Origin of the sequence: Mycolicibacterium parafortuitum, assembly GCF_002086815.1 — a bacterium.
GTDB classification, from domain to species: domain Bacteria; phylum Actinomycetota; class Actinomycetes; order Mycobacteriales; family Mycobacteriaceae; genus Mycobacterium; species Mycobacterium parafortuitum.
This window is the reverse complement of sequence record NZ_MVID01000002.1, coordinates 102,245-124,282: the sequence shown is the minus strand read 5'-3', so window position 1 is coordinate 124,282 and position 22,038 is coordinate 102,245. Positions and strand designations below refer to the sequence as shown.

General features: G+C 67.3%; 17 protein-coding genes. 13 read left to right on the top strand and 4 right to left on the bottom strand.

Features of this window, described 5'->3' with window-relative positions:
• From BST38_RS03210 to BST38_RS03170, 9 genes are all read left to right on the top strand, one after another.
• The gene (locus BST38_RS03210; RefSeq protein ID WP_083141813.1) at positions 1-864 is read left to right on the top strand and encodes an ABC transporter substrate-binding protein; all 864 of its coding nucleotides are present in this window, start codon (positions 1-3) and stop codon (positions 862-864) included.
• A 147-nt stretch (positions 865-1,011) separates the two neighbouring features.
• Positions 1,012-1,839, top strand: coding sequence for an SDR family NAD(P)-dependent oxidoreductase (locus BST38_RS03205; protein WP_083141812.1), 828 nt, complete (start codon positions 1,012-1,014; stop codon positions 1,837-1,839).
• Entirely contained in the window at positions 1,836-2,693 is an 858-nt protein-coding gene (locus tag BST38_RS03200) for an enoyl-CoA hydratase-related protein (RefSeq protein WP_083141811.1), read from the top strand. The genes BST38_RS03205 and BST38_RS03200 overlap by 4 nt, the downstream gene beginning before the upstream one ends.
• Positions 2,694-2,719: 26 nt before the next feature.
• Positions 2,720-3,715, top strand: a complete 996-nt coding sequence (locus tag BST38_RS03195; RefSeq protein WP_083141810.1) for a DUF7064 domain-containing protein — start codon at positions 2,720-2,722, stop codon at positions 3,713-3,715.
• Positions 3,716-3,727: 12 nt separating this feature from the next.
• Positions 3,728-5,275, top strand: coding sequence for an AMP-binding protein (locus tag BST38_RS03190; protein WP_083141809.1), 1,548 nt, complete (start codon positions 3,728-3,730; stop codon positions 5,273-5,275).
• On the top strand, positions 5,268-6,407 hold the full coding sequence (locus BST38_RS03185; RefSeq protein WP_083141808.1) for an acyl-CoA dehydrogenase family protein: 1,140 nt from the start codon (positions 5,268-5,270) through the stop codon (positions 6,405-6,407). Before BST38_RS03190 ends, BST38_RS03185 begins: the two co-directional genes overlap by 8 nt.
• Positions 6,407-7,183 carry an SDR family NAD(P)-dependent oxidoreductase gene (locus BST38_RS03180; protein ID WP_083141807.1) on the top strand — a complete coding sequence of 259 codons (777 nt, stop codon included), beginning with the start codon at positions 6,407-6,409 and terminating at the stop codon, positions 7,181-7,183. Before BST38_RS03185 ends, BST38_RS03180 begins: the two co-directional genes overlap by 1 nt.
• A gap of 19 nt (positions 7,184-7,202) precedes the next feature.
• Complete coding sequence (locus BST38_RS03175) at positions 7,203-8,270, top strand: phosphotransferase family protein (protein WP_083141806.1); 1,068 nt, start codon at positions 7,203-7,205, stop codon at positions 8,268-8,270.
• A gap of 1 nt (position 8,271) precedes the next feature.
• Complete coding sequence (locus BST38_RS03170; RefSeq protein ID WP_083141805.1) at positions 8,272-8,676, top strand: hypothetical protein; 405 nt, start codon at positions 8,272-8,274, stop codon at positions 8,674-8,676.
• A gap of 9 nt (positions 8,677-8,685) precedes the next feature.
• Here the strand turns inward: BST38_RS03170 and BST38_RS03165 are convergent, their stop codons facing one another.
• A complete protein-coding gene (locus BST38_RS03165; RefSeq protein ID WP_083141804.1) occupies positions 8,686-9,924 on the bottom strand; it encodes a TetR/AcrR family transcriptional regulator in 1,239 nt (412 codons plus the stop codon).
• A 290-nt stretch (positions 9,925-10,214) separates the two neighbouring features.
• Here BST38_RS03165 and BST38_RS03160 point away from each other — a divergent pair, with 290 nt between their 5' ends.
• A complete protein-coding gene (locus BST38_RS03160; protein ID WP_083141803.1) occupies positions 10,215-12,062 on the top strand; it encodes an acyl-CoA dehydrogenase in 1,848 nt (615 codons plus the stop codon).
• Between the two features lie 79 nt (positions 12,063-12,141).
• On the opposite strand, the gene BST38_RS03155 is transcribed toward BST38_RS03160, so the two are convergent.
• Positions 12,142-14,226 (bottom strand): acetate--CoA ligase family protein, encoded by a 2,085-nt coding sequence (locus BST38_RS03155; RefSeq protein WP_083141802.1) that lies wholly within the window; start codon positions 14,224-14,226, stop codon positions 12,142-12,144.
• 162 nt (positions 14,227-14,388) lie between these two features.
• Between BST38_RS03155 and BST38_RS03150 the strand changes: the two genes are divergently transcribed.
• Positions 14,389-15,285: an alpha/beta hydrolase gene (locus BST38_RS03150; RefSeq protein ID WP_083141801.1), complete on the top strand. Its 897-nt coding sequence runs from the start codon at positions 14,389-14,391 to the stop codon at positions 15,283-15,285.
• A gap of 149 nt (positions 15,286-15,434) precedes the next feature.
• Positions 15,435-16,823, top strand: a complete 1,389-nt coding sequence (locus BST38_RS03145; RefSeq protein WP_083141800.1) for a histidine phosphatase family protein — start codon at positions 15,435-15,437, stop codon at positions 16,821-16,823.
• A gap of 77 nt (positions 16,824-16,900) precedes the next feature.
• Here BST38_RS03145 and BST38_RS03140 read toward each other — a convergent pair whose 3' ends face one another.
• On the bottom strand, positions 16,901-18,100 hold the full coding sequence (locus BST38_RS03140; protein WP_083141799.1) for an acyl-CoA dehydrogenase family protein: 1,200 nt from the start codon (positions 18,098-18,100) through the stop codon (positions 16,901-16,903).
• 157 nt (positions 18,101-18,257) lie between these two features.
• Here BST38_RS03140 and BST38_RS03135 point away from each other — a divergent pair, with 157 nt between their 5' ends.
• Complete coding sequence (locus tag BST38_RS03135; protein ID WP_083141798.1) at positions 18,258-19,805, top strand: acyl-CoA synthetase; 1,548 nt, start codon at positions 18,258-18,260, stop codon at positions 19,803-19,805.
• Positions 19,806-19,863: 58 nt separating this feature from the next.
• On the opposite strand, the gene BST38_RS03130 is transcribed toward BST38_RS03135, so the two are convergent.
• Complete coding sequence (locus BST38_RS03130) at positions 19,864-22,029, bottom strand: 3-hydroxyacyl-CoA dehydrogenase NAD-binding domain-containing protein (RefSeq protein WP_083141797.1); 2,166 nt, start codon at positions 22,027-22,029, stop codon at positions 19,864-19,866.
• Between the last annotated feature and the right edge of the window lie 9 nt (positions 22,030-22,038).

Genomic DNA, 22,038 nt, shown 5'->3' with positions numbered 1-22,038 from the left:
ATGCGGGCGTCCTGGGTGTCGGGATGGACGGCGGCCCTCGCGGCGCTGGCCGTCGTGCTCGCCGCGTGCGCGCCCACGACCGCCGATACCGCACCGACCCTCGACGGCGCGAAATGCCGCAAGGGTGTGCTCGCCACCCTGTATCCCGGAATCCTGACGTTCGGCGCCGATCAGCCCGTTTATCCGCCCTGGTACAAGGGTGACCAACCTGCCAACGGCGAAGGCTTCGAATCCGCGCTGGCCTACGCCGTCGCCGCCGAACTGCAGTACGGCCCCGACGATGTGCGTTGGGTGCGGGTGCCGTTCAACACGGCCCTCGCACCCGGGCCGAAGGCCTTCGACGTCAACCTCTCCCAGTTCTCCATCACCGAACAGCGCCGCGCGGCGGTGGACTTCTCCAGCCCGTACTTCGACGTCACGCAGGCGGTGGTGACCGTGCGCGGCTCCCGGGCCGCCGGGGTCACCACCCTCGCCGGGCTGAGCCGGCTCACGCTGGGGACGCAGGTCGGCAGCACCGGACACACCGCCGCAGCCGACCTGATCGGATCCGGCTCGGTACAGACCTACCGCACCCTCATCGATGCCAAGATGGCGCTGCTCGACCGGCAGATCGACGCGATCGTCCTCGATCTGCCGACGGCGCTGGCCGTGGCCGGGGACCTCCGCGACGGCGTCCTGCTGGGTCAACTCCCATCCGCCGGTGGCGAGGTTGAGCAGTTCGGCATCGTGTTGGCGCGCGACAGTCCGCTGACCCGCTGCGTGTCCTGGGCGGTGGATTCGCTACGCGCCGACGGCACGTTGGTCGAGCTGCAGAACCGTTGGCTCAGGGACACCGGATCTGTCGCGGTGCTGGCTAACGGCTGATGACCAGCTCGCCCCGAACATGCCTGTAATCCATATTTTCCATTCACCAAAGCGTCATAAGCCCAGCAAAAAGCACAGTTGACCCTGCCGCTCATTGAAGTTAATCTTCACTTCACATTGTGATGATCGACATGAGAGGACGCCGACGTGGGCGCAGGCAAGCTTGACGGCAAGGTGGCACTGATCTCCGGATCGGGTCGGGGAATCGGACGTGCGGTCGCTGAGAAGCTGGCCGCCGAGGGCGCCCGCGTCGTCGTCAACGATCTCGACGCAGAACCGGCCAAAGAGGTCGTCGCCGCGATCGAGGCGGCCGGCGGACAGGCGACCTCCTGCGTCGGCAGTGTCACCGCGCCCGATTTCGCCGAGCGCTTCGTCGCGACGGCGGTCGACACCTACGGCGGGCTCGACATCATCGTCAACAACGCCGGCTACACCTGGGACAGCGTGATCCAGAAGATGACCGACCAGCAGTGGAACGACATCATCGACGTGCACCTCACCGCGCCGTTCCGCATCCTGCGCGCCGCGCAGCCCGTCATCGCCGGACTGGCCAAGAAGGAGAAAGCCGAGAACGGGCAGGCATCGCGCCGCGCCATCGTCAACACGTCCTCGACCTCCGGCATGCAGGGCAACCCGGGGCAGGTCAACTACTCGACCGCCAAGGCCGGTCTGCTCGGCATGACCAAGACGCTGGCCAAGGAATGGGGCCGCTACAACGTCACCGTCAACGCGATCGCCTACGGCGTGATCAACACCCGGCTGACCACGGTGACCACCGAAGAGAAGACGATCGACGTCGACGGGCGCGAGATCAAGGTCGGCGTGAACCCCGCCGTCTACGAGGCGGCGACCACCCAGATCGCTCTGGGTCGTGGCGGCAGCGTGGAAGAGGCCGCGGGCGGCGTGTACCTGCTGTGCGCCCCCGAGTCGAGCTACATCACCGCGCAGACGCTGGTGGTCAGCGGCGGGCTGTGAGCGAGCAGAAGCCGGCCCAGCCGGTCTACGAAGAAGTCGACTACCGCTTCGACGACGGTGTCGCGGTCATCGCGTTCAACGCACCGCACCGCCGAAACGCGTTGCGCAATCAGATGTTGCGCGACCTGTGGGATGCGCTCGACATCGCCGATCGCGACCCGCAGGTCCGTGCCGTCGTGCTGACCGGCGCGGGGAAACACTTCTGTGTCGGCGCGGAACTGACCGGGCCCGACACCCTGATCGAGGCTCTCGAAGAGGACCGGCCGGGGCACACCCCGACCGGTTACCGCGAGCCGGGCGGCCGGGTCAGTGAGCGGCTCTTCGACATGCGCACCCCCGTCGTCGCGGCTGTCAACGGAGACGCCGTCGGCGGCGGGGCTTCCATCATGGCCGCCACCGACATCCGGATCGCCGGGGAGACTTCCCGTTTCGGGTTCGTGTTCACCCGGCGCGGGGTCGTTCCCGAAAGTGCGTCGTCCTGGTTCCTGCCGCGTCTGGTGGGTCTGACCCGCGCGACTGACTGGGTGCTCAGCGGGCGGGTGTTCGGCGCGGCCGAGGCCTACGAAGCCGGTCTGCTGACCCGGGTCGTCGATCCGGACGCGGTGCTCGACGAGGCGATGGCCTATGCCCGGCAGTTCGTCACCGACACCTCACCGACATCGGTGGCGCTGGCGCGCCGGCTGCTCGGCCGTAGCTGGGGCCACGCCACGCCCCGCTCGGCCGCCGAGGACGAGTCACGGGTGTATGCCAGCAGGTTGCGCACGGCCGACGTGCGCGAAGGGGTGGTGTCGTTCCTGGAGCGGCGCCCCGCGGTGTTCCCGCCCCTGGACGCCGACCCCGCCGACTACTTCTGACCCAGCACAGCAACCCGGAGGACCACGTGGACCGCTCAGCCCCCTTCACCGCATGCCAATACGGTGCAGATGCCGAATTCACGCATGACCCTGCGGGAATCGCCAACTACAACGAAAGCGTCTACGTCAACTTCGTCGACCCGGTCAGCGAGGTCAGCGCGCTGATGCGCATCGGGAACCGGCCCACGATGGGGTACTCGGAGGCAACCGTGCAGCTGACGCTGCCCGGCGGCAAGGTCGCGCTGCGGGCCGGGCGGGCGGCCAACGAGACCAACGACGAGTGGTCCACCCAGGGTCTGCGGATCGCCCCGAGGGATGCGACCCGCACCTGGGACGTGAGCTACCGCAACACCGTCGCAGTCATCGCCACCCCGTCGCTGCTGGCCGACCGCGGGAGGCAGGCACTGAAGAACTCGCCGTCGGTCGAGTGTGAGATCTCGCTGACGTTCGAGGCGTCGGTGCCGATGTTCACCATCGCCGAGGGCGGCGACTGCACACCGGGCAGCTCGCAGATCGCGACCGACCACTATGAGCAGTTCGGTCACGTGACCGGCTCGGTCCGGCTGGGGTCGACCACGTGGCACGTCGAGAAGGCCACCTCGTTCCGCGACCACTCGTGGGGGCCGAGGGAGTGGGCGTCCTACACCGGAGAGTGGTTGGCCGCCTGGCTGATCGACGGCACGGCGATCACGGCGTACGGCGAGTTCGAACCCACCGGCGAACGGGTGTCCGGTGGCACGGTCGTCACCCCGGACGGTGTGTTCCACGCGATCCGGGACTACACCGTCTACACCGACTATGCCGGCGAGGCCACGTACTCCGGCCGCAATACCGCTGTGATCACCGCCGACGGGCTGCCGTCGCTGGTGCTCGACGGCACGATCAACCACTTCGTCCCGGTGACACAGCGCACCGCCGACCGCGCCGCGCGGATGGGACAGATGTCGGTCCGGTACGCCGGCGGCCGTGGCGGGTGGGGGATCGCAGAGTTCCTGCGCCCCATCGCTTTCCCGGCAAAATAGGAACCGCACCCGATGTATCCCGGACGTCGCGTCGGCGAACACCCCGACCGCATTGCGCTGATCATGGCGGGCAGCCGTGACAGCCTGACCTATCGTCAGCTCGACGAGCGGGCCAACCGCGTCGCCAACTACTTCCGTGCCATCGGGCTGCGCCGGGCCGACCACATCGCGATCTTCACCGAGAACCACCTCGACATGGTGGTCACGATGGCCGCGGCCGAGCGGTGCGGGCTGTACTACACGCCTATCAACTCCTTCCTGTCCGTCGAGGAAGCCGCCTATATCGTCGATGACTGCGGTGCACAGCTCCTGGTCACCACGGCTGCCAAAATGGATGTCGCGCAAGGCTTCCCCGAGCGCTGCCCGAAGGTCGAGTACTGGCTCGTGATCGGCGCGGAGGCACCCGCCGCGCCGTTCGAGGGGTTCTCCGCGGTCATCGAGCAGTACCCGCCGGCACCGGTGCCGCACGAGCGGCTGGGCACACCGATGTTCTACTCCTCCGGCACGACGGGGCGGCCGAAGGCGGTGAAACGGCAGCTTCCCGATGTGGCCCCGGACGAACAACTCGGGATCGAGGCGATGGGCCGGCGGCTGTTCCGGATGCGTGAGGGCATGACGTTCCTGTCGACCGCGCCGCTCTACCACTCGGGCCCACAGTCCAGCATCTCGATCGGACTGCGGCTGGGCGCGACCATCATCGTGATGGAACGCTTCGACACCGAGGGCTTCCTGGCCCTGATCGAGGAGTTCCGCGTCACCCACACCATGGTGGTCCCGACCATGTTCTCCCGGGTGCTCAAGCTGCCCAGCGAGATTCGCGACAGCTACGACTACACGTCGCTGGAGGCCGTGGTGCACGGAGCCGCACCGTGCCCACGCCAGGTCAAGCAGGACATGCTGGACTGGTGGGGCCCGGTGATCTACGAGTACTACGGCGGCACCGAGGCCAACGGCACCTGTGGATGTACACCACAGGAATGGCTGGCCAACCCCGGGACGGTGGGTCGAGCTTTCTTCGGCGAGATCGTGATCCGTGACGACGACGGCAACGACCTACCCGCCGGCGTTCCCGGCACCATCTGGTTCCGCGGCGGCAACAGCTCGTTCGAATACCTCAACGATCCCGAGAAGACCGCCGAGGCACAGGATCCCAGTGGAACCATGTCCAAGATCGGGGACATCGGCTACCTCAACGAGGACGGGTACCTGTTCCTGACCGACCGGCAGGCGTTCGTCATCATCTCCGGTGGTGTGAACATCTATCCGCAGGAGATCGAGAACCTCCTCATCACCCATCCCGAGGTCATGGACGCCGCGGTCTTCGGGGTCCCGCACGAGGACATGGGCGAGGCGGTCAAGGCGGTCATTCAGCCGCTGGATCCGAACGGCGGCACCCCCGAGTTGGCGCAACGTCTGAGCGAGTTCTGCGCCGAGCACCTGGCCCGGTTCAAGTGCCCGCGCTCGTTCGATTTCATCGACGAGATGCCCCGGCTGCCTACCGGAAAACTGTACAAACGCCAACTGCGTGATGAGTATTGGAAGGACGTGGCCCGTGCGTAGGACGCTGTACACCGAGGAGCACGAGGCGTTCCGGAAAGCGTTCCGGGCGTTCATCGATCACGCAGCGGTACCTCACGTGGACGCGTGGGAGCTCAACGGCACCGTCGACCGCGACTTCATCCGGGCGGCCGGCGAGAACGGCTTCCTCGGTTTCGAATTCGGTCCGGAATTCGGTGGGCTGGGCATCGAGGACTTCCGGTACAACGCGGTGATGACCGAAGAGGTCGTCGCCTCGGGTATGGCCGGCGATCTGTTCTCGATGCAGAACGACATCATCGTGCCCTATCTGCGTGACCTGGCCACCGAAGAACAACAGCAGCGGTGGCTGCCCGCGTTCACCCGCGGCGAATGCGTCACCGCGCTCGGGCTGACCGAACCGGGCGCCGGATCGGATCTGGCCGCGATCAAGACCAGTGCACGCCGCGACGGCGACCATCTGGTCCTCAACGGGCAGAAGACGTTCATCACCAGCGGCGCGACGTGTGACCTCGCGATCGTGCTGGTGCGCACCGGCGAACGCGACGGCCGCGGAACGACGTTCGTCGCCGTCGAGAACGGCACACCCGGCTTCGAGCGGGGCCGGCCGATGCACAAGATCGGCCGCAAGGCGCAGGACACCGCCGAGCTCTTCTTCGACGACTGCCGCGTTCCGGTGTCCAACATCATCGGTGAGCCGGGGCGTGGATTCGGTTGTGCCATCGCCAACCTGCCCCGCGAGCGGCTTTCGATCGCGGTCGCGGCGGTCGCGTCGGCACGCCACGGACTGGAGCTGGGCCTCGACCATGCGCGCCAGCGCAACGCATTCGGCGGCCCGCTGGCGCAGCTGCAGTCGGTGCGGACCCAGATCGCCGAGATGCACACCGACATCGTCGTGCTGCAGGAGTACGTCGACCGCTGTGTGCTGGCGCTCAACGACGGCGAGCTGACCGCGGCCGAGGCTGCCGGCGCGAAATACAAGGCGACAGAACTGCAGTGGGATGTCCTCGACAGGGTGCTGCAGCTGTTCGGTGGCTACGGCTACATGGAGGAGTATCCGATCGCCCGGATGTGGCGAGATGCACGCATCCAGCGGATCTATGGCGGAGCGAACGAGGTTATGAAGGATCTCGTCGGACGAGCGGTGGTGGGTTGATGTCCACATTGGACGGACGTGTGGCAGTGGTGACCGGCAGCTCCCGGGGGGTGGGCCGCGGAATCGCGCTGCGCCTGGCCGCCGACGGAGCGGCAGTCGCGGTGAACTACCGGCGCGATGCCGAGGCCGCCGACGAGGTGGTGGCGCAGATCGTCGCCGCGGGCGGCCGGGCGAAGGCCTACGGAGCGGCCATCGACGACGAAGCCGCGGTGGACGCGATGGTCGACGCCGTGCGCAGCGAGCTCGGCCCGGTCGACATCGTGGTGAGCAACGCCGGCACCGCGAGCAAGGGCCAGACCGTGGGGGACACCCCGGGTTCGGATTACCTGTCGCTGCTGCGGGTGCACACGCTGGGCCCGATCCATCTGGTACAGCGGGTGCTGCCCGATATGCGCGCCGCGGGCCGCGGCGACCTGGTGATGATCTCCAGCAGCACCGTCGGTGAAGCGCCCGCGCTCTCGGCGCCGTACACGATGGCCAAGGCCGCGATGGAGATGTGCGTGCGCACCCTCGCCCAGGAGGAGCGGGCCCACAACATCCGCGCGAACATCGTCGCTCCCGGGCTGGTGGAGACCGAGATGGGGCGTCGGCTGGTCCGGGCAGCAACCGGCGGCGGGTCGATCGAGGACATCGCCGCCCGCTATCCGTTCGGCCGGGTCTGCACCCCGGCCGACGTCGCGGGCGCGGTCGCGTTCCTGGTGTCGGCCGATGCCGAATACGTGACAGGGCAGCGGATCACCGTCGACGGCGGTGGCCGGCCGGTCAGCGTCGTCTGAGCGCGGAAGGAAGAGCGTCATGACGGTGACAGTGACGGAGGAGACCGCGATGGGCGACGGCACATCGGCGTTCCTCACCGAGTTGGCCGAGGTCCTCGGCACCCAACTCGCCGACGGGCACCCGGTGCAACTGGTCGATGTCGACCAGCGCGGCGAGGGCAATTCCTGGGAGACCTATCTGGTCACCGCGGCGTGGGGCGACCAGACCGCATCCCTGGCCGTCAAACGTGAACCGCTGAGCGGGATCGTGGGCAGTTACGACGTGGCGCGCGAAGTCGCGCTGCTGCGCGCGGCGCACGGACTGGGACTGCCGGTTCCCGGCGTCGTCGCGTACCGGGTCGGTGAACCGGGCAACCGCGGGTTCTTCGTGATGGAGCGCCTTCTCGGCGTCGTTCCGATGCCGCACAGCGTGACCCGGATGATCCCCGATCCCGGCCACCGGGCCGCCCTGGGACGGCGGGTGGCCCGCGAGATGGCGACCCTGCATGCCGCGGCTCCGGAGACGCTGACGCTGCCCGAGCTGGGTCCGCCGCCGGCGGCGGCTGACACCGGGCGCGTCGAGAACGGGCTGTGGCGGCAGACCTACGAAGAGGTCGCGACGGTACGCATTCCGATCCTGGATCTGGCGCTGGCCTGGCTGGACCACAGAGCCGATCACGTCTCGGGTCGGGTGTCGCTGGTGCACAACGACTTCCGGGTGGGAAACCTCGTGGTGGCACCCGACGACGGCAGCCTGGTGGGGATCCTCGACTGGGAGACGGCACATTTCAGCGATCCCGTGGCGGATCTGGCATGGTTCTTCCAGCGCACCTCCAGGGGCCGCTCGCCGCTGGCGTGCAAGGTCCTGGCTGTCGACGACTTCCTCGACGAGTACGCCGAGGCGGCGGGCTGGCGCCCGGCGCCGGAGGCCGTGACGTGGTGGGCGGTGCAGTCGCTGGCCAAGAGCGCCATCGGATGCCTTCAGGCAGTGGCGATCTACGAGCGGGGCGACCGTCCCGAACTGCGCTACGCGAATATGGCCCACAGCGCGTACTACAGCCTGGGATGGCTCGACCAGATGCTACGCGACGGAGAATGGGGAGTGTGAAATGACGGTGTACACACTGGATCTGGACAAGGTGCACCAGACGATCAGGGCGGCTCTGGTCGAGCAGGTGCTGCCGGCGGTAGCCACCGAGCCGGCGCGCGGTGAGCTGCATGCGGTGATCGAGATGCTCGACAACCTCAGCCCGCGATTGTCCTGGGACAGCGCCGGTGTGTCGGAATCGGTGTCGCGCACCCGCGATCTCGCCGCAGCCGTCGGCGCGGAGTCGACGGTGGCCGGTGACGGCATCGACGCGCTTGCCGCCGAGCGTCGCGCCATCGCCGAGAAGCTGGCCGGGGCCTACGCCGAGGGCGCCGACCCGTCCGTCGTCAGCGCGGTCGCGCAGTTCAGCGCAGCGGACATCCGTGTCGAGATCTCCCGGGGTCTGCTGCCCGGACTGCCGGGCTGACCGTCTCGTTCAGACGGGCTTGAGGCCGGGCGGCAGGACCATGGCGCGCACCACAGCGGTGAGTTCCTCGGCAAGTTGGGGACGCTGACGCAGCTGCGGGTCCTGGGTGACGTCAGTGACGACACCGATGGCGGCCTGGGTGAGCGCGCGGGCGTCGGCCTTGGAGAATCCGCCGGACAGTTCCTCGATCGCCTCCACCCATTCGGCCATGTACTCGCGTTGGGCACCGCGCAGCGCCTGCTGCTCCTCCTCGGGCAGGTACAGCAGGTCGGCGGCGAGGATCTGCATGATGCGGCCGTAGGGTCCTACCGCCTGCCGGATGTAGGTCTCGATCAGGGCGTCGAGGGTCTGTTGCGGAGTGGTCGCGTAGGCCAGCGCATCCGCGGTGACATAGAGCAGCCCTTCGGCGCCCCGTTCGAGGACGGCGCGCAGCACCTCGGTCTTGCCCGTGACATGCTGGTACAGCGTGGCCGTCGACATCCCTGACTCGCGGGCGATGTCGTCGATGTGCACGTTGTAGAAGCCCTGCTCGTTGAATAGGCGCGCCGCGGCGTCGATGATGCGCTCCCGCCGTCCCGCGGGTTGACGACGCACCGAAGCCACCGGCGCGGTGGCCTCGGGATCGGTCTCGGGCAGCTCGCACTCGATGAGGGCCCACGCCACCGCGGTCTGGATCTCCTGCAGCCTGTCGGCGGCCAGGTTGCCCCGGATGTCGGGGGTGTTGGAGAACATCGCCAGCACGGCGAAGCCGAGGAGGTCGGCCTTCTGACGGCCGAGTTCGGGCTTGACGGCCAGGATCCGCACCGCGATGCGTTCGTAGGTGTTTGCGAAATGGCGGCGGAACACGTCGCGCTCCGACGGCTCCAGGTGTCGCTGCTCGCGTCGCCACAGGGTCGCTTCGTTGCCGTTGACCGTGAGTTCCCCGAACCCGGCGAGCAGCAGCTGCAGGTGCTCTTCGGGCGTGGTTCCTTCGTCGGCGACGACGGTGCTCAGCTCTTCGACGAGGCGGACCTGACTCATCAACGCATGCACCAGGATCTCGTGCTTGCCCTTGAAGTGCCGGTACACCGCCGGGCCCGTCAGTCCGACGGCTGCACCGATGCGATCGATGCTGACGTTCTGATATCCGAACTCCTGGAACAGGTCTGCCGCGGCGCGGGCGACCTGCTCGGTGCGATGGCTGCCCCGCGCCGACTTGCGAAGCGCAGCCCGCACCGTCTCCACACGCGCTGCTGTCGGTCGCGGCATCTCGTTTCTTCCCACCGGTCGGGCCATGCATTCAGTCTCGCATCCGCGCGGCGGGCGGATCGCCGCTCCGACACAACGGCGGACGGCCGCGCTCCTCCGTGCGCGATGCGCATATTACATATTCACTATAGCTAGCATCGATGCAGCTTATGGCGTGTTGACCGGTAACGCATGCTGGAGTTATGGTTCACTGATCCCGCTGTTCAGCGTCCCCCGGCCCGAGTCGGGGGATCGTTCAGCGATCGTTTCCGGCCTCAACCGGGTCGACCACACGCGTGAGGGACGTCGCCATGAGCCATTACAAGAGCAATCTTCGTGACATCGAGTTCAACCTGTTCGAGCTCCTCGGACGCGACCGGGTTCTCGGGGAAGCGCCGTACACCGAACTGGATCTCGACACCGCGAAGTTCATTCTGCGCGAGGTGGAGCGGTTGTCCCGCGAGGACCTTGCGGAGTCCTTCGAGGAGGCGGATCGCAACCCTCCGGTGTACGACGCGTCGGCGAAGACCGTCACAGTGACGCCGGCGTTCGCCGCGGCGTACAAGACCTGGATGGACGCCGAGTGGTGGCGGCTGCGGGTTCTTCCGGAACTGGGGGGAAGCAGCACGCCGAGTTCCCTGAACTGGGCGCTGGCGGAGTTCGTCCAGGGCGCCAATCCCGCGTTGTGGACCTATGTCGGCATCCCGACGGCGGCCCGGGTGATCTACCGGCACGGCACCGACCGTGACAAGCGGATCGCCCAGATCGCCGTCGACAACCGCTGGGGTGCCACGATGCTCCTGACGGAACCGGATGCGGGTTCGGATGTCGGTGCGGGACGGACGCGCGCCGTGGCCAATCCCGACGGCACCTGGAACATCCACGGCGTCAAGCGGTTCATCACCGCGGGCGAACACGACCTGGCCGACAACATCCTGCATCTCGTGCTGGCCCGCCCGGTGGGCGTGGACGGCGTCGGCGGGCCCGGCACCAAGGGATTGAGCCTCTTCCTGGTGCCGAAGAACCACTTCGACCTCGAGACCGGTGCGCTCACCGGCGAGCGAAACGGCGTATATGCCACCAACATCGAGAAGAAGATGGGCATGAACGTCTCGACCACGTGCGAGATGACTCTCGGCGAGGACACCCCCGCGCGCGGCTGGCTGCTGGGCGAGGTGCACGATGGTATCGCCCAGATGTTCGATGTCATCGAGGATGCCCGGATGATGGTGGGCTCCAAGGCCATCGCGACACTGTCGAGCGGTTACCTCAACGCGCTGGAGTACGCCAAGCAGCGCGTACAGGGTGCAGACCTGGCACGTTCGGCGGACAAGTCGGCGCCGCGCGTGACGATCACCCACCACCCGGACGTCCGCCGGTCGCTGCTCACGCAGAAGGCGTACGCCGAGGGGATGCGGTCGCTGATCCTCTACACCGCGGCATGGCAGGACGAGATCGCGATCGCGACGGCGGCCGGACAGGGCGCGAGCCTGGCCGAATCGGTGAACGATCTGCTCCTCCCGATCGTGAAGGGCTACGGGTCGGAACGGTCCTGGGTGATCCTGGGGACCGAATCGCTGCAGACGCTGGGTGGCTCGGGCTATCTGCGTGACTATCCCATCGAGCAGTACGTCCGCGACGCCAAGATCGACACCGTCTACGAGGGCACGACCGCCATCCAGGCCCAGGACCTGTTCTTCCGTAAGGTGATTCGGGACAGGGGCCGGGCCCTCGCCCATGTGCTCGGCGAGATCACGGCCTTCGCCGACTCGCCGGACCCGGCCGGGGACATCGCCGCCGAACGTGCGCTGCTCGCCGGCGCCGTCTCCGACGTCGAACAGATCGTCGCGAAGATGACCGGCGATCTCGCAGCCGTCAAGGATGATCCGGCCGCGGTGTACCGGGTGGGTCTGAATGCGACACGGCTGCTCTACGTCCTCGGGGACGCGGTGGTGGCTTGGCTGCTGTTGCGCAGCGCCCGAATCGCCGAAACCGCGTTGGCGGAGAATCCGAGCGCTGCCGATGTCGCGTTCTATCGTGGAAAGATCACCGCGGCAAGGTTCTTCGCCCGTGAGGTGCTGCCGGGTGTCGCTGCCCAGCGTGCGGCGGCGCTGACGGTGGACAACTTCGTCATGGACCTCGACGAAGGCGCGTTTTGAGCTGAACGCGCCACACGACGAGAACGCCGCGGCCGGTGATACCGGCCGCGGCGTTCTCGTTTCGATGATGTTCGGGGGACTAGGCGCCGTCCCTGGCGATACACAGCGCGTCCACCGCCACCAGCCCCTGTGCGGTGACCAGCAGCGGATTGACGTCCAGCGACTCGATCCAATCATGGCCCGCGGCTGCGAGATTACCGAAGCCCACCAGCGTCTCGGCGAGTTGCTCGAGATGCCACGGCTCCGACCCGCGGAATCCGTGCAGCAGGTGCAGGTCGCGGAACTCCTCGATGAGGGACTCGGCGTCGGCCTTGCTCAGCGGTGCGGGCCGACCGCCGATGCGCTGCAGGACCTCGACGAAGATTCCGCCGAGCCCGAGCATCACCATCGGGCCGAGCTCGCTGCGACCATCGATGCCGATCAGCAGCTCGCCGCGGGATGCGGTCATCGGTTGCACCGCCACGGTGGCGGAGACGCCGTGCTCGGAGGCGATGACGCGCATCCGGGCCACCGCGCCGGTCAGCTCGGAGGCGCTGACGTTCAGTGCCACCGCGCCCAATTCGGTTCGGTGCGCGACATCGGCGAGCTTGACCGCATACGGCGCGGCGAAGGACGGAGCGTCGACGGCGTCGTCCCCGCCGATGATGGCATAGGGAGCAATGGGAATACCGAAGTCCTGCAGCAGCGCCATGATGTCGCCGAACGGCAGGAACCTGCTGCCGTTGCCCGTGTCGGTGATCGGAGTCGCCGGGCACGCCACCGGGGCCGGTGCTTCGACCGCGTCACGAGCTGCCTGACGGGCCCGGACGAACGTCCCCAGCGTGTGCAGGCCACGCAGGGTGCCGCGGATCCCATAGCCGAGCGCGGCGACCCCGTCGTCTCCGATCACCTCGGTGGCGAAGTCTCCCACCGCGCCTGCGCCGGCGGCGATCGCGACCGGTTTCCGGTACCGCCGTCCCGCTGCCGCGACATCGTCGATCAGCCGCCGGTACAGCGCAGAGTCGCTCCACATGTTCACGAACACCACAGCGTCGAGCTCGTCGGATCCGACATACCGGTCGACGATCTCGGTCCAGAATGTCGCCCCGAAACCGGTGGTGTCCAACGGATTCGGCACCGTGATGCCGGGAATGGTGGCGGTGACCCAATCGGTGAGGCTGTCCAGCGGGGGCAACGTCAGACCCTCGGCTTCTGCGACGTCGAACGCCAGGGACGCGAAGCCGCCGGTGCCTGCCACCACACCGATGCGCTGCAGCGGATTCCACAGCTCGGGGTCGAGCTGGCTCACCAATGCGAGCCGGTCGACCAGTTCCTCCAGGTCGTAGGCAAGCTGAATGCCGGCGTGCTCGAAGGAGACGTCGTAGGCCCACGCGCTCCCGGCCAGGGCGCCGGTGTGTGAAGCCGCCATCTGCTGGGTGCGGGCATTCCGGGCCAGTTTCACCGCGACGATCGGCTTGCCCGCGTCGAGGCAGCGGCGGGCGGCCTCGAAGAACTCCTTCGGACGCCGGATGCCCTCGACGACGAGTCCGATCGCGGAGGTATCCGGATCCGTGGCAAGGAAATCCAAAAAATCGGCGATGTCGGTGGTGGCCTCGTTGCCTGCCGAGATGAGCCGCGAGATCCCGACCCCGGTGCGCTGACGGGCGGCGATCGCGATGCCGCCGATCATCGCGCCGCTGTGGGACACAATGGAAATGCCACCGGGTGCGGGGTGGTAGTCGGCCGACGCGGTCAGGTGCAGACTGCGGGGCATGCTGATGTAGCCCAGGCTGTTGGGGCCGATGACCGCCATACCGCCGCGCGCCGCCGCATCGACCAGGCGCCGCTGGTACTCGGCACCCTCGGCGCCGAGTTCGGAGAAGCCCGCCGCGTAGACGACCAGCCCGCCGCAATCGAGGTCCGCGCACTCCTCGGCCAGTGCCACCGTCCGCTCCGCCGACATCACCGAGAGCACCGCGTCGATCGGGCCCGCGATGTCGCCGATCGACCGGTGGGGCGTGACCCCCAGGACCGTCTCGGCGGTGGGGTGGACGAAGTGCACTTCGGCGTCACTGTGCAGCGTCGGAGCGATGAACTCGGCCACCGGCGACTTGTCGCTCAACCCCACGACAGCGATCGTCTTGGGATTCAGGAGCCGGTCGAGCGCGCTGGCGGCGAGGGTCATGGATCTGTCCTTCAATTGCGATCTGTGAACACTGATTATGTTAGTTCATCGGTGAAACTAGCGGAATAACCAGCAAAAGCTATTTAAAGTTAGCAGCGACTATGTAGCATCCTTTGAACCGGCAAGATCGGGTGCCGGACGGCGAGCAACTTCGGAGGATCAATGGCGAGAACCGAGGCGTTGGCGAAGGTCGAGGACATGTACGTCAACGGGTTCCCCGACCCGGCGACGGCGACCGTGGAGCAACTGCGGGCGGCCTACGACGACCTGCTGCTCCAGTTCGCGCTTCCCGCCGGCGTCGAACCCGTCGAGGGGGTGGCCGGTGGGGTACCCGTTCTGTTCGTGACGGCTGCCGGGGCGACCCGGGACAAGGTGCTCGTCTGGTTCCACGGCGGGGGATACGTGCTCGGCAGCGCCCGGGGGTTCCAGGAACTCGGTCACGCACTCTCCCGCACGTCCGGTGTGACGGTCGTGCTGCCGGATTACCGGCGCGCACCGGAGAACATGTTCCCCGCCGCCGTCGACGACGGTGTCGCGGCACTCGAGGACCTGGTGTCGACCTACGGTGCCGCCAACGTCGCGGTCGGAGGTGACTCCGCGGGCGGCGGCCTGACCCTGGCGGCGCTGACGGTCCTGCGCGACAAAGGTGCGCCGCTTCCGACGTCGGCGGTCTTCATCTCGCCCCTGCTGGATTTCACCGCCAGCGGCGCAAGCGTCGACCTCTACGACGGCAAGGATGTGGCGGTGTCCCGCGGTTCCATCGCCAATCTCAAAGAGGCGTACCTGCAGGGCAATGATCCGCGTGACCCCCTCGCGTCACCGATCTTTGCCGATCTCGGCGGTCTTCCGCCGTCGTTGTTCCTCGTCGGATCCGCCGAGGTGCTGCTCGACGACTCCCGCCGTGCGGCACAGTCGATGTCGGCCGCCGGCGGCGCCGCGGCGGTCTCTCTGTACGACGACATGGTGCACGTGTGGCCGCTGTTCTCGTCGATCCTGCCCGAAGGGCTTCAGGCCGCGGACGAGATCGGCCTGTTCGTCCGTAAGCATCTCGGCTTCTAAGCCACCACCGTCCGGGCAGCGCTGTCAGATGTCAGCGGCGGCCTGACCTCGTCCGGGTTGCCTGCGGGCAGCCACCGGGTCGATTCGTGCTGCCCGAATACGGATGCCCCCGAACCCCCTCCTGTTCAACGACGAAAGGAAAAGATGGAATGAGAGCAACACTGTCGGATCGGAGACCGGGACACAGATCCCGGCTGTGGCGCTATCTGGCCTCCATGCTGACGGCCTGTGCGCTGCTGGCAGGAACGGCGGTTCCCGCGGCGGCGGCCGAGCTGATGCGGGTGACGTTCGTGCGTCATGGTCAGTCGCTCGGAAACGCCTCGGGCAGTATCGATTCGTCGACACCGGGCCCCGTGCTCAGCGAGCTCGGCTATCAGCAGGCCGAGGCCGTCGCCGGCCGGCTCGGTGACAAGAATTTCGACGGCGTCTATGCGTCGTCGATGGTCCGGACCCAGCTGACGGCGGCGCCGATGTCGCGGTATCTGGGTCTGCCGATCGTCGTGCTGCCGGGCCTGCAAGAGATCGAGGCCGGCATCTACGAGGGGACGCCTGAGAGCGAGGCGTCCAGCGGGTACATGCTGGCGCCGCTCGCGTGGGGGCTGCAGGGCAACCTCGACGCGCGCATCCCGGGCTCGATCGACGGCCACGAGTTCGACGCCAGGATGAAGGGGGCGTTGAAGGAGATCTACGACAGCGGAGACCGCAATGCCGTCGTGTTCTCCCATGGCGCCGCCATGATGTTCTGGACGTTCATGAACGTCGATAACCTGACCTCAGCCCAGAAGATGGAGCTGCTGAGGGCGTCGCTGCGTAACACCGCGGACGTCGTGATCGAGGGAAATGCCGAGGATGGCTGGACGCTGATCAGTTGGGATGGCCGCGAATTCAGTCAGCAACGCACCTTCGGCGCGGAGATCAAACTGCACCAGCGGACGTTGCGGCAGCAGCTCAAAGCGGTGTCGCAGTCGATCCGTACCGCGTTCGCCTCGAAGGATCCAGCGACCATTGCCACCGCGCTGAACCAGGGCATCAGTGAGGCGAAGTTCTCGATGATCAAGTACCAGCGCGCCGTGCGTGCGGAACTCATCGAGCGCATCGGCAAGGCCCGCTCGACGGCCACGTCCCAGACTGCGGTCACCGCGACGACGTCGACGGCCGGAGTTCAGACCGCCGGTGCGACAGCGGCGGCCCCGGTCACCGACAACGAGGAACCCGTCGCCGACAAGGTGTCGCGCAAGCGCGATTCGTCGGCCAGGGACGACCAGCGCCGGCCGACGATCTCAGACGATTCGTCGTCCGAGGTCGAGGATGCCGTGGACAGCGCTGCCGATGACCGCGACGAGTCGTCGCGCGAAGCCGACGAGGCCGCCGAAGCTGAAGCCGAGAGCGACATCTCAGCCGAAGAGTCCGGTACCGAGTCGAACGAGAAGTCCGGTACCGAGTCGGACGAGAAGTCGGATGCCGAGTCGGACGAGAAGTCGGATTCCGCAGAGTCGGCTGCGGACTCCGACCGGGACACGGTCTCCAGCGACAGCTGAGCCGTAACCGCGGCTGAATGACGAAGGCGCCCAATCACCTCGGTGATTGGGCGCCTTTCAGTCGTCAGGAACCGGGATCAGGCTCCGGCTGCGGCGTAGATCGGGAGCAGGTCGGTCGCGGCGTCGGCCAGGAACTTCGGATCCACCAGGAGATGCTGGGTGGCCACCTGCATGTCGCGCACGTACCGGCCCAATGTTGCTGTGCGGCCGATGCTCTGACTGCCACTCCACCGGTGAGCGAAGCCGACGATGGTGTCCATGGCCTCATGGCTCCAGGCCAGCTGCTGGCGCATCCGGGCCATCTGCTCGGGGGTCCGGGTGTGGCCCTCGTTCACGGTGGCTTCGGCGGATTCGACCAGGTCGTAGAACGACAGCCGGACGGCGTGCAGCAGGGCTTCCATCCGGGCGAACTCGAGTTTGAAGATGTCGGCCTCGCCGATCGGGCCACCGTAGTTGGGCCGGAACTTCTTGACGGCCACCGCAGCAAGGAGTTCCAGCGCGCGGGTGGCGATACCGAGGACCACCGGGACGTGCGGCAGCGGGCCGACGAACTCGTTGGACAGCTTGTAGATCGTCTCCGAGCGGTACGGCGTGCCGCCGAAGGTGACGATGGTGTGCTCGTCGGGCGCGAACTTCTTGTCGACCCGGTAGTCGTGGCTGCCGGTGGCGCCGAGGCCCCAGACATCCCAGTTCTGCTTCAGATCGACCTCGGACTTGGGGAACATGGCCACCCGGGGCTGCGGCTGCCCGTCCTCGCCGAGGATCGCGTTGCCGTCCTCGTCGGCGACGAACACTCCGGCACCGATCCAGGTGGCGTGGTCGGATCCGCTGGCGAAGTTGAAGTTGCCCTCGACGATCAGCCCGCCGTCGACCTGTGTGGCCGGGTAGCGGGGGAGCAGCTGGCCGGCGACGCGGAAGTCCTCGTCCCGGCTCATGAGGTCCTTGGCCACCTCGGGCTTGAGGTACCCGAGTACCTCGGCGGTCGACCAGGAGGTCGCCATGAACGCCCATGCGGTCGACGCGTCGGCCTTGGCCATCTCCTCGTAGACCCGCAGGCCCTCGCTGGGCAGCAGGCCGCCGCCACCCAGTTCGGTCGGCACCAGCATGCGGTGCAGATCCTGCTCGGTGAGCGCATCGCGGACGGCGTCGCTGAGCGTCTGTGCCCGCTCCATGCCCTCGGCCTCGGCCCGGATCAACGGGGTGATGGCGCGAACCCGTTGCAGGTAGTCGCTCAACCGGGTGCCGGTATCGGGCTCGCGGGTCAGCATTTCCGTCATGTCCAGGCCTTTCTACAGGGGTTCGACCACTACTCACGTCCATCCTCAAACCTGAGGCTATGTGACTAAGGTAACGAAATTAATGCTAATGTCAAGTCTAAAGCTAGCAGGCCAGAAGCGTATTACCAGCTCAACTAGACTGAAATGAGAACTAACGATGTACCTGACGCAGGCACTGCACCGGGCGGTGCAGCAGACACCCGACCTGGCCGCCACCGTGTTCGGTGAACGTGTCCGCACATGGGCGCAGAGCGCGGACCGGGCCGCCCGTCTGGCTGCCGCGTTCCACGGCCTCGGCGTGCGGGGCGGCGACCGGGTCGCGATCCTCGCCCAGAACTGCGACGACTACCACGATTTCCTGTTCGCGGCGCCGTGGGCGGATGCGGTCGCGGTACCGGTCAACACCCGCTGGAGCGCGCAGGAGATCGCCTTCTCCCTGCAGGACTGCGGAGCCGTGGTGCTGGTCATCGACGACGCCTTCCTGCACATGGTCGACGATCTCAAGGAGCTGGCCCCCGGCGTGCGGGCTTACATCCATACGGGACAGCGACAGCGGCCCGCCGACGTCCACGGTTTCGAGGACCTCATCGCGACGCACGCGCCTGTCGAGGACGCGCGCCGCGGCGGGGATTCGCTGGCCGCCATCTACTACACCGGCGGGACGACCGGCACCCCGAAGGGCGTGATGCTCAGTCACGCCAACCTCATGGCGGCGGCGCTGGGCGCACTGGCGACGGGGCAGTTCCTGGCGCCGCGTGGACGGCTGCTGCACAGTGCGCCGATGTTCCACCTGGCCGACGGTTCCGGCTGGCTGGCCCGCAATGTGGTCGGCGGCAGCCACGTCATCCTGCCGGGCTTCACTCCGGAATCCGTCGCGGACGCCGTGGAGCGCTACCAGATCACCGATATGTTTCTGGCCCCGACCATGATTCAGATGCTGGTCGATTCTCCGGCGGCGGCCCAGCGGGACCTGTCCAGCCTCAAGCACCTGATTTACGGGGCCTCACCGATCTCGCAGGCGGTGCTGGAGCGGGCGATGCGACTGCTGCCGCAGGCGAAACTGCTGCAGGCCTACGGCATGACGGAGTTGTCGCCGACCACAACGGTATTGACCGCCGAGGACCATCTCGATCCGGAGCTGCTGAGATCGGCGGGCCGGGCCGTGCCGATCGCGGAGGTCAAGGTGGTCGGCGAGGACGACAACGAGGTGCCGCCGGGCACCGTCGGTGAGGTCGCGGCGCGCGGACCACATGTGATGCTCGGCTACTGGAACCGGCCCGAGGAGACCGCGCAGGCACTGCGTGGCGGCTGGATGCACACTGGAGACGGCGGCTACCTCGACGAGCACGGCTATCTGTTCATCGTCGACCGGCTCAAGGACATGATCGTCTCCGGTGGCGAGAACGTGTACTCGGCCGAGGTCGAGAACGCGCTGGCGCAGCACCCCAGCGTGGCGACCTGCGCGGTGATCGGGGTGCCGGACGCGGACTGGGGCGAGCGGGTGCACGCCGTCGTCGTGTTGCAGGACGGCGCATCCGCCACCGCCGAGGAACTGCGGGAGCACTGCGGTGCCCTGATCGCGCGCTACAAGGCTCCGCGCAGCGTGGAATTCGTCGACGCCCTGCCGCTGACCCCAGCCGTCAAGATCGACAAGCGTGCGCTGCGTGCGCGCTACTGGGACAGCGAGTCGCGCTCGGTGAACTGATCAGCGTGCGCAACGCAAAAGCCCCCGCCGTGTGGCGGGGGCTTTTGTCGTTGTGCAGCTAGCTCTCCAGCGAGGCCGGCGGGGTGAAGCGGTCGCCGTAGCGGGCGGCCAGTTCCTTGGCGCGGGCCACGAACGCGGCCTTACCGACGCCCAGCGGGCCCTCGTAGCCGACGATGTACTGCGCCGAGCCGCCGGTCCAGGCCGGGTACCCGATGCCCAGAATCGACCCGACGTTGGCGTCGGCGCTGGTCTTCAGCACGCCCTCGTCGAAGCACTTCTGGGTTTCCAGGGCTTCGGAGAACAGCAGGCGGTCGATCATGTCCTGCAGCGGGATCTCGGTCGAGCCCGAGTTGAACGTCTCCTTCAGACCCGGCCATAGACCGGCCCGCTTGCCGTCGACGTACTCGTAGAACCCGGCGCCCTTGAGGCGCGACGGGCGACCGAGCTCGATCATCTTCTCGACGACGAGTTCACCCGGATGCTGGACGTAGGTCGTGCCCTCGGCCGCCGCTGCGGCCGCCGATGCGATCGAGATCTTCTGCAGCAGCTCCAAATTCAGTTCATCGAGGAGCTGCAGCGGAGGTGCCGGGTAGCCGGCCTGACCGCCTGCCTGCTCGATGCTGGTGGGAGCGATGCCCTCGCCCAGCAGCGCCATGGCCTCGTTGACGAAGGTCCGGATCACCCGGGAGGTGAAGAAGCCGCGGCTGTCGTTGACCACGATCGGGGTCTTCTTGATAGCCAGGGTGTAGTCGAACACCCGGGCCAGCGCCTCGTCGGAGGTCTTCTCGCCCTTGATGATCTCCACCAGCGGCATCTTGTCGACCGGAGAGAAGAAGTGGATCCCGATGAAGTCCTCCTGGCGCTTCACCCCGGTGGCCAGACCGGTGATCGGCAGGGTGGAGGTGTTGCTGCCCAGCAGCGCGTTCGGCTCGACGATGTCCTCGATCTCGCCGAACACCTTGTGCTTGAGGGCTTCGTCCTCGAAGACGGCCTCGATCACGAAGTCGACGCCCTTGAGGTCGGCGGGATCGGCGGTCGGGGTGATCTTGGCGAGCAACGCGGCAGACTTCTCTTCGGTCGTCTGCCCGCGGCTGACCGCCTTGGCCTCGATCTTCTCCGAGTAGGCCTTGCCCTTCTCGGCGGCTTCGATGGTGACGTCCTTGAGCACGACGTCATAACCGGCCTTGGCCGACACGTAGGCGATGCCCGCGCCCATCATGCCCGCGCCCAGCACTCCGATCTTGGTGATCGGGGTTGTGCCGATGCCGTCGGGGCGCGAGGCACCACCGCTGATGGACTGCTGATCGAGGAAGAACGCCTGGATCATGTTCTTCGCGGTCTGACCGGTCACCAGCTGGGTGAAGTAGCGGCTCTCGATGCGCGACGCGGTGTCGAAGTCGACCTGCGCACCTTCGACCGCGGCATCCAGGATGGCGCGCGGCGCGGGCACCGGCGCACCCTTGAGCTGCTTCTTCAGCAGCGCGGGGAAGGACGGCAGGATGGCCGCCAGGCCGGGGCTGCTCGGCGTGCCGCCGGGCATCTTGTAGCCCTTGGCGTCCCACGGCTGCACCGCAGCGGTCTCCGGATTGGCCTTGAGCTCTTCTTTTATCCACGCCTTGGCGGCGGGCTCCAAATCCTCCACGCTGCCGACCAATTCGTCGACCAGACCGATGGCCTTGGCCTTGGCCGGGCTGAACCGGGCGCCGGTCGACAGGATCTCGGTGAAGGCCTTCTGCACACCGAACATGCGCACGGTGCGAGCCACGCCGCCACCGCCGGGCAGCAGGCCCAGGGTCACCTCGGGCAGGCCGATCACCACGCCGCGCACGTCGGCGGCGATGCGGTGATGGGTGGCCAGCGCGATCTCCAAGCCGCCACCGAGGGCGGCACCGTTGATGGCCGCCACCACCGGCACGCCGAGGGTTTCCAGCCGGCGCAGATCACGCTTGGTGGACTCGGCCAACTCGAACGCCGCGGCGGCATCCTCGGGGCCGAGCTTGATCAGACCCTTGAGGTCACCGCCGGCGAAGAAGGTCTTCTTCGCGCTGGTGAGTACCACGCCGGTGACCGAATCCTTCTCGGCCTCCAGGCGATTCACCGCATTGTGCATCGACTCGCGGTAGTGGCCGTTCATCACGTTGGCCGACCCGGTCGGGTCGTCCAGCGTCAGCGTGACGATGCCGTCGGCATCCTTGTCCCACATGATGGTGTTCTCTACTGTCATTTTCTTTTC

Bases quoted from the DNA above. Each gene is read 5' to 3' on its own strand.
- BST38_RS03160 (WP_083141803.1), top strand. From the start codon at position 10,215: ATGAGCCATTACAAGAGCAATCTTCGTGACATCGAGTTCAACCTGTTC.
- BST38_RS03135 (WP_083141798.1), top strand. From the start codon at position 18,258: ATGTACCTGACGCAGGCACTGCACCGGGCGGTGCAGCAGACACCCGAC.
- BST38_RS03210 (WP_083141813.1), top strand. From the start codon at position 1: ATGCGGGCGTCCTGGGTGTCGGGATGGACGGCGGCCCTCGCGGCGCTG.
- BST38_RS03150 (WP_083141801.1), top strand. From the start codon at position 14,389: ATGGCGAGAACCGAGGCGTTGGCGAAGGTCGAGGACATGTACGTCAAC.
- BST38_RS03165 (WP_083141804.1), bottom strand. From the start codon at position 9,924: ATGCCGCGACCGACAGCAGCGCGTGTGGAGACGGTGCGGGCTGCGCTT.
- BST38_RS03130 (WP_083141797.1), bottom strand. From the start codon at position 22,029: ATGACAGTAGAGAACACCATCATGTGGGACAAGGATGCCGACGGCATC.
- BST38_RS03180 (WP_083141807.1), top strand. From the start codon at position 6,407: ATGTCCACATTGGACGGACGTGTGGCAGTGGTGACCGGCAGCTCCCGG.
- BST38_RS03190 (WP_083141809.1), top strand. From the start codon at position 3,728: ATGTATCCCGGACGTCGCGTCGGCGAACACCCCGACCGCATTGCGCTG.
- BST38_RS03155 (WP_083141802.1), bottom strand. From the start codon at position 14,226: ATGACCCTCGCCGCCAGCGCGCTCGACCGGCTCCTGAATCCCAAGACG.
- BST38_RS03145 (WP_083141800.1), top strand. From the start codon at position 15,435: ATGAGAGCAACACTGTCGGATCGGAGACCGGGACACAGATCCCGGCTG.
- BST38_RS03170 (WP_083141805.1), top strand. From the start codon at position 8,272: ATGACGGTGTACACACTGGATCTGGACAAGGTGCACCAGACGATCAGG.
- BST38_RS03140 (WP_083141799.1), bottom strand. From the start codon at position 18,100: ATGACGGAAATGCTGACCCGCGAGCCCGATACCGGCACCCGGTTGAGC.
- BST38_RS03175 (WP_083141806.1), top strand. From the start codon at position 7,203: ATGACGGTGACAGTGACGGAGGAGACCGCGATGGGCGACGGCACATCG.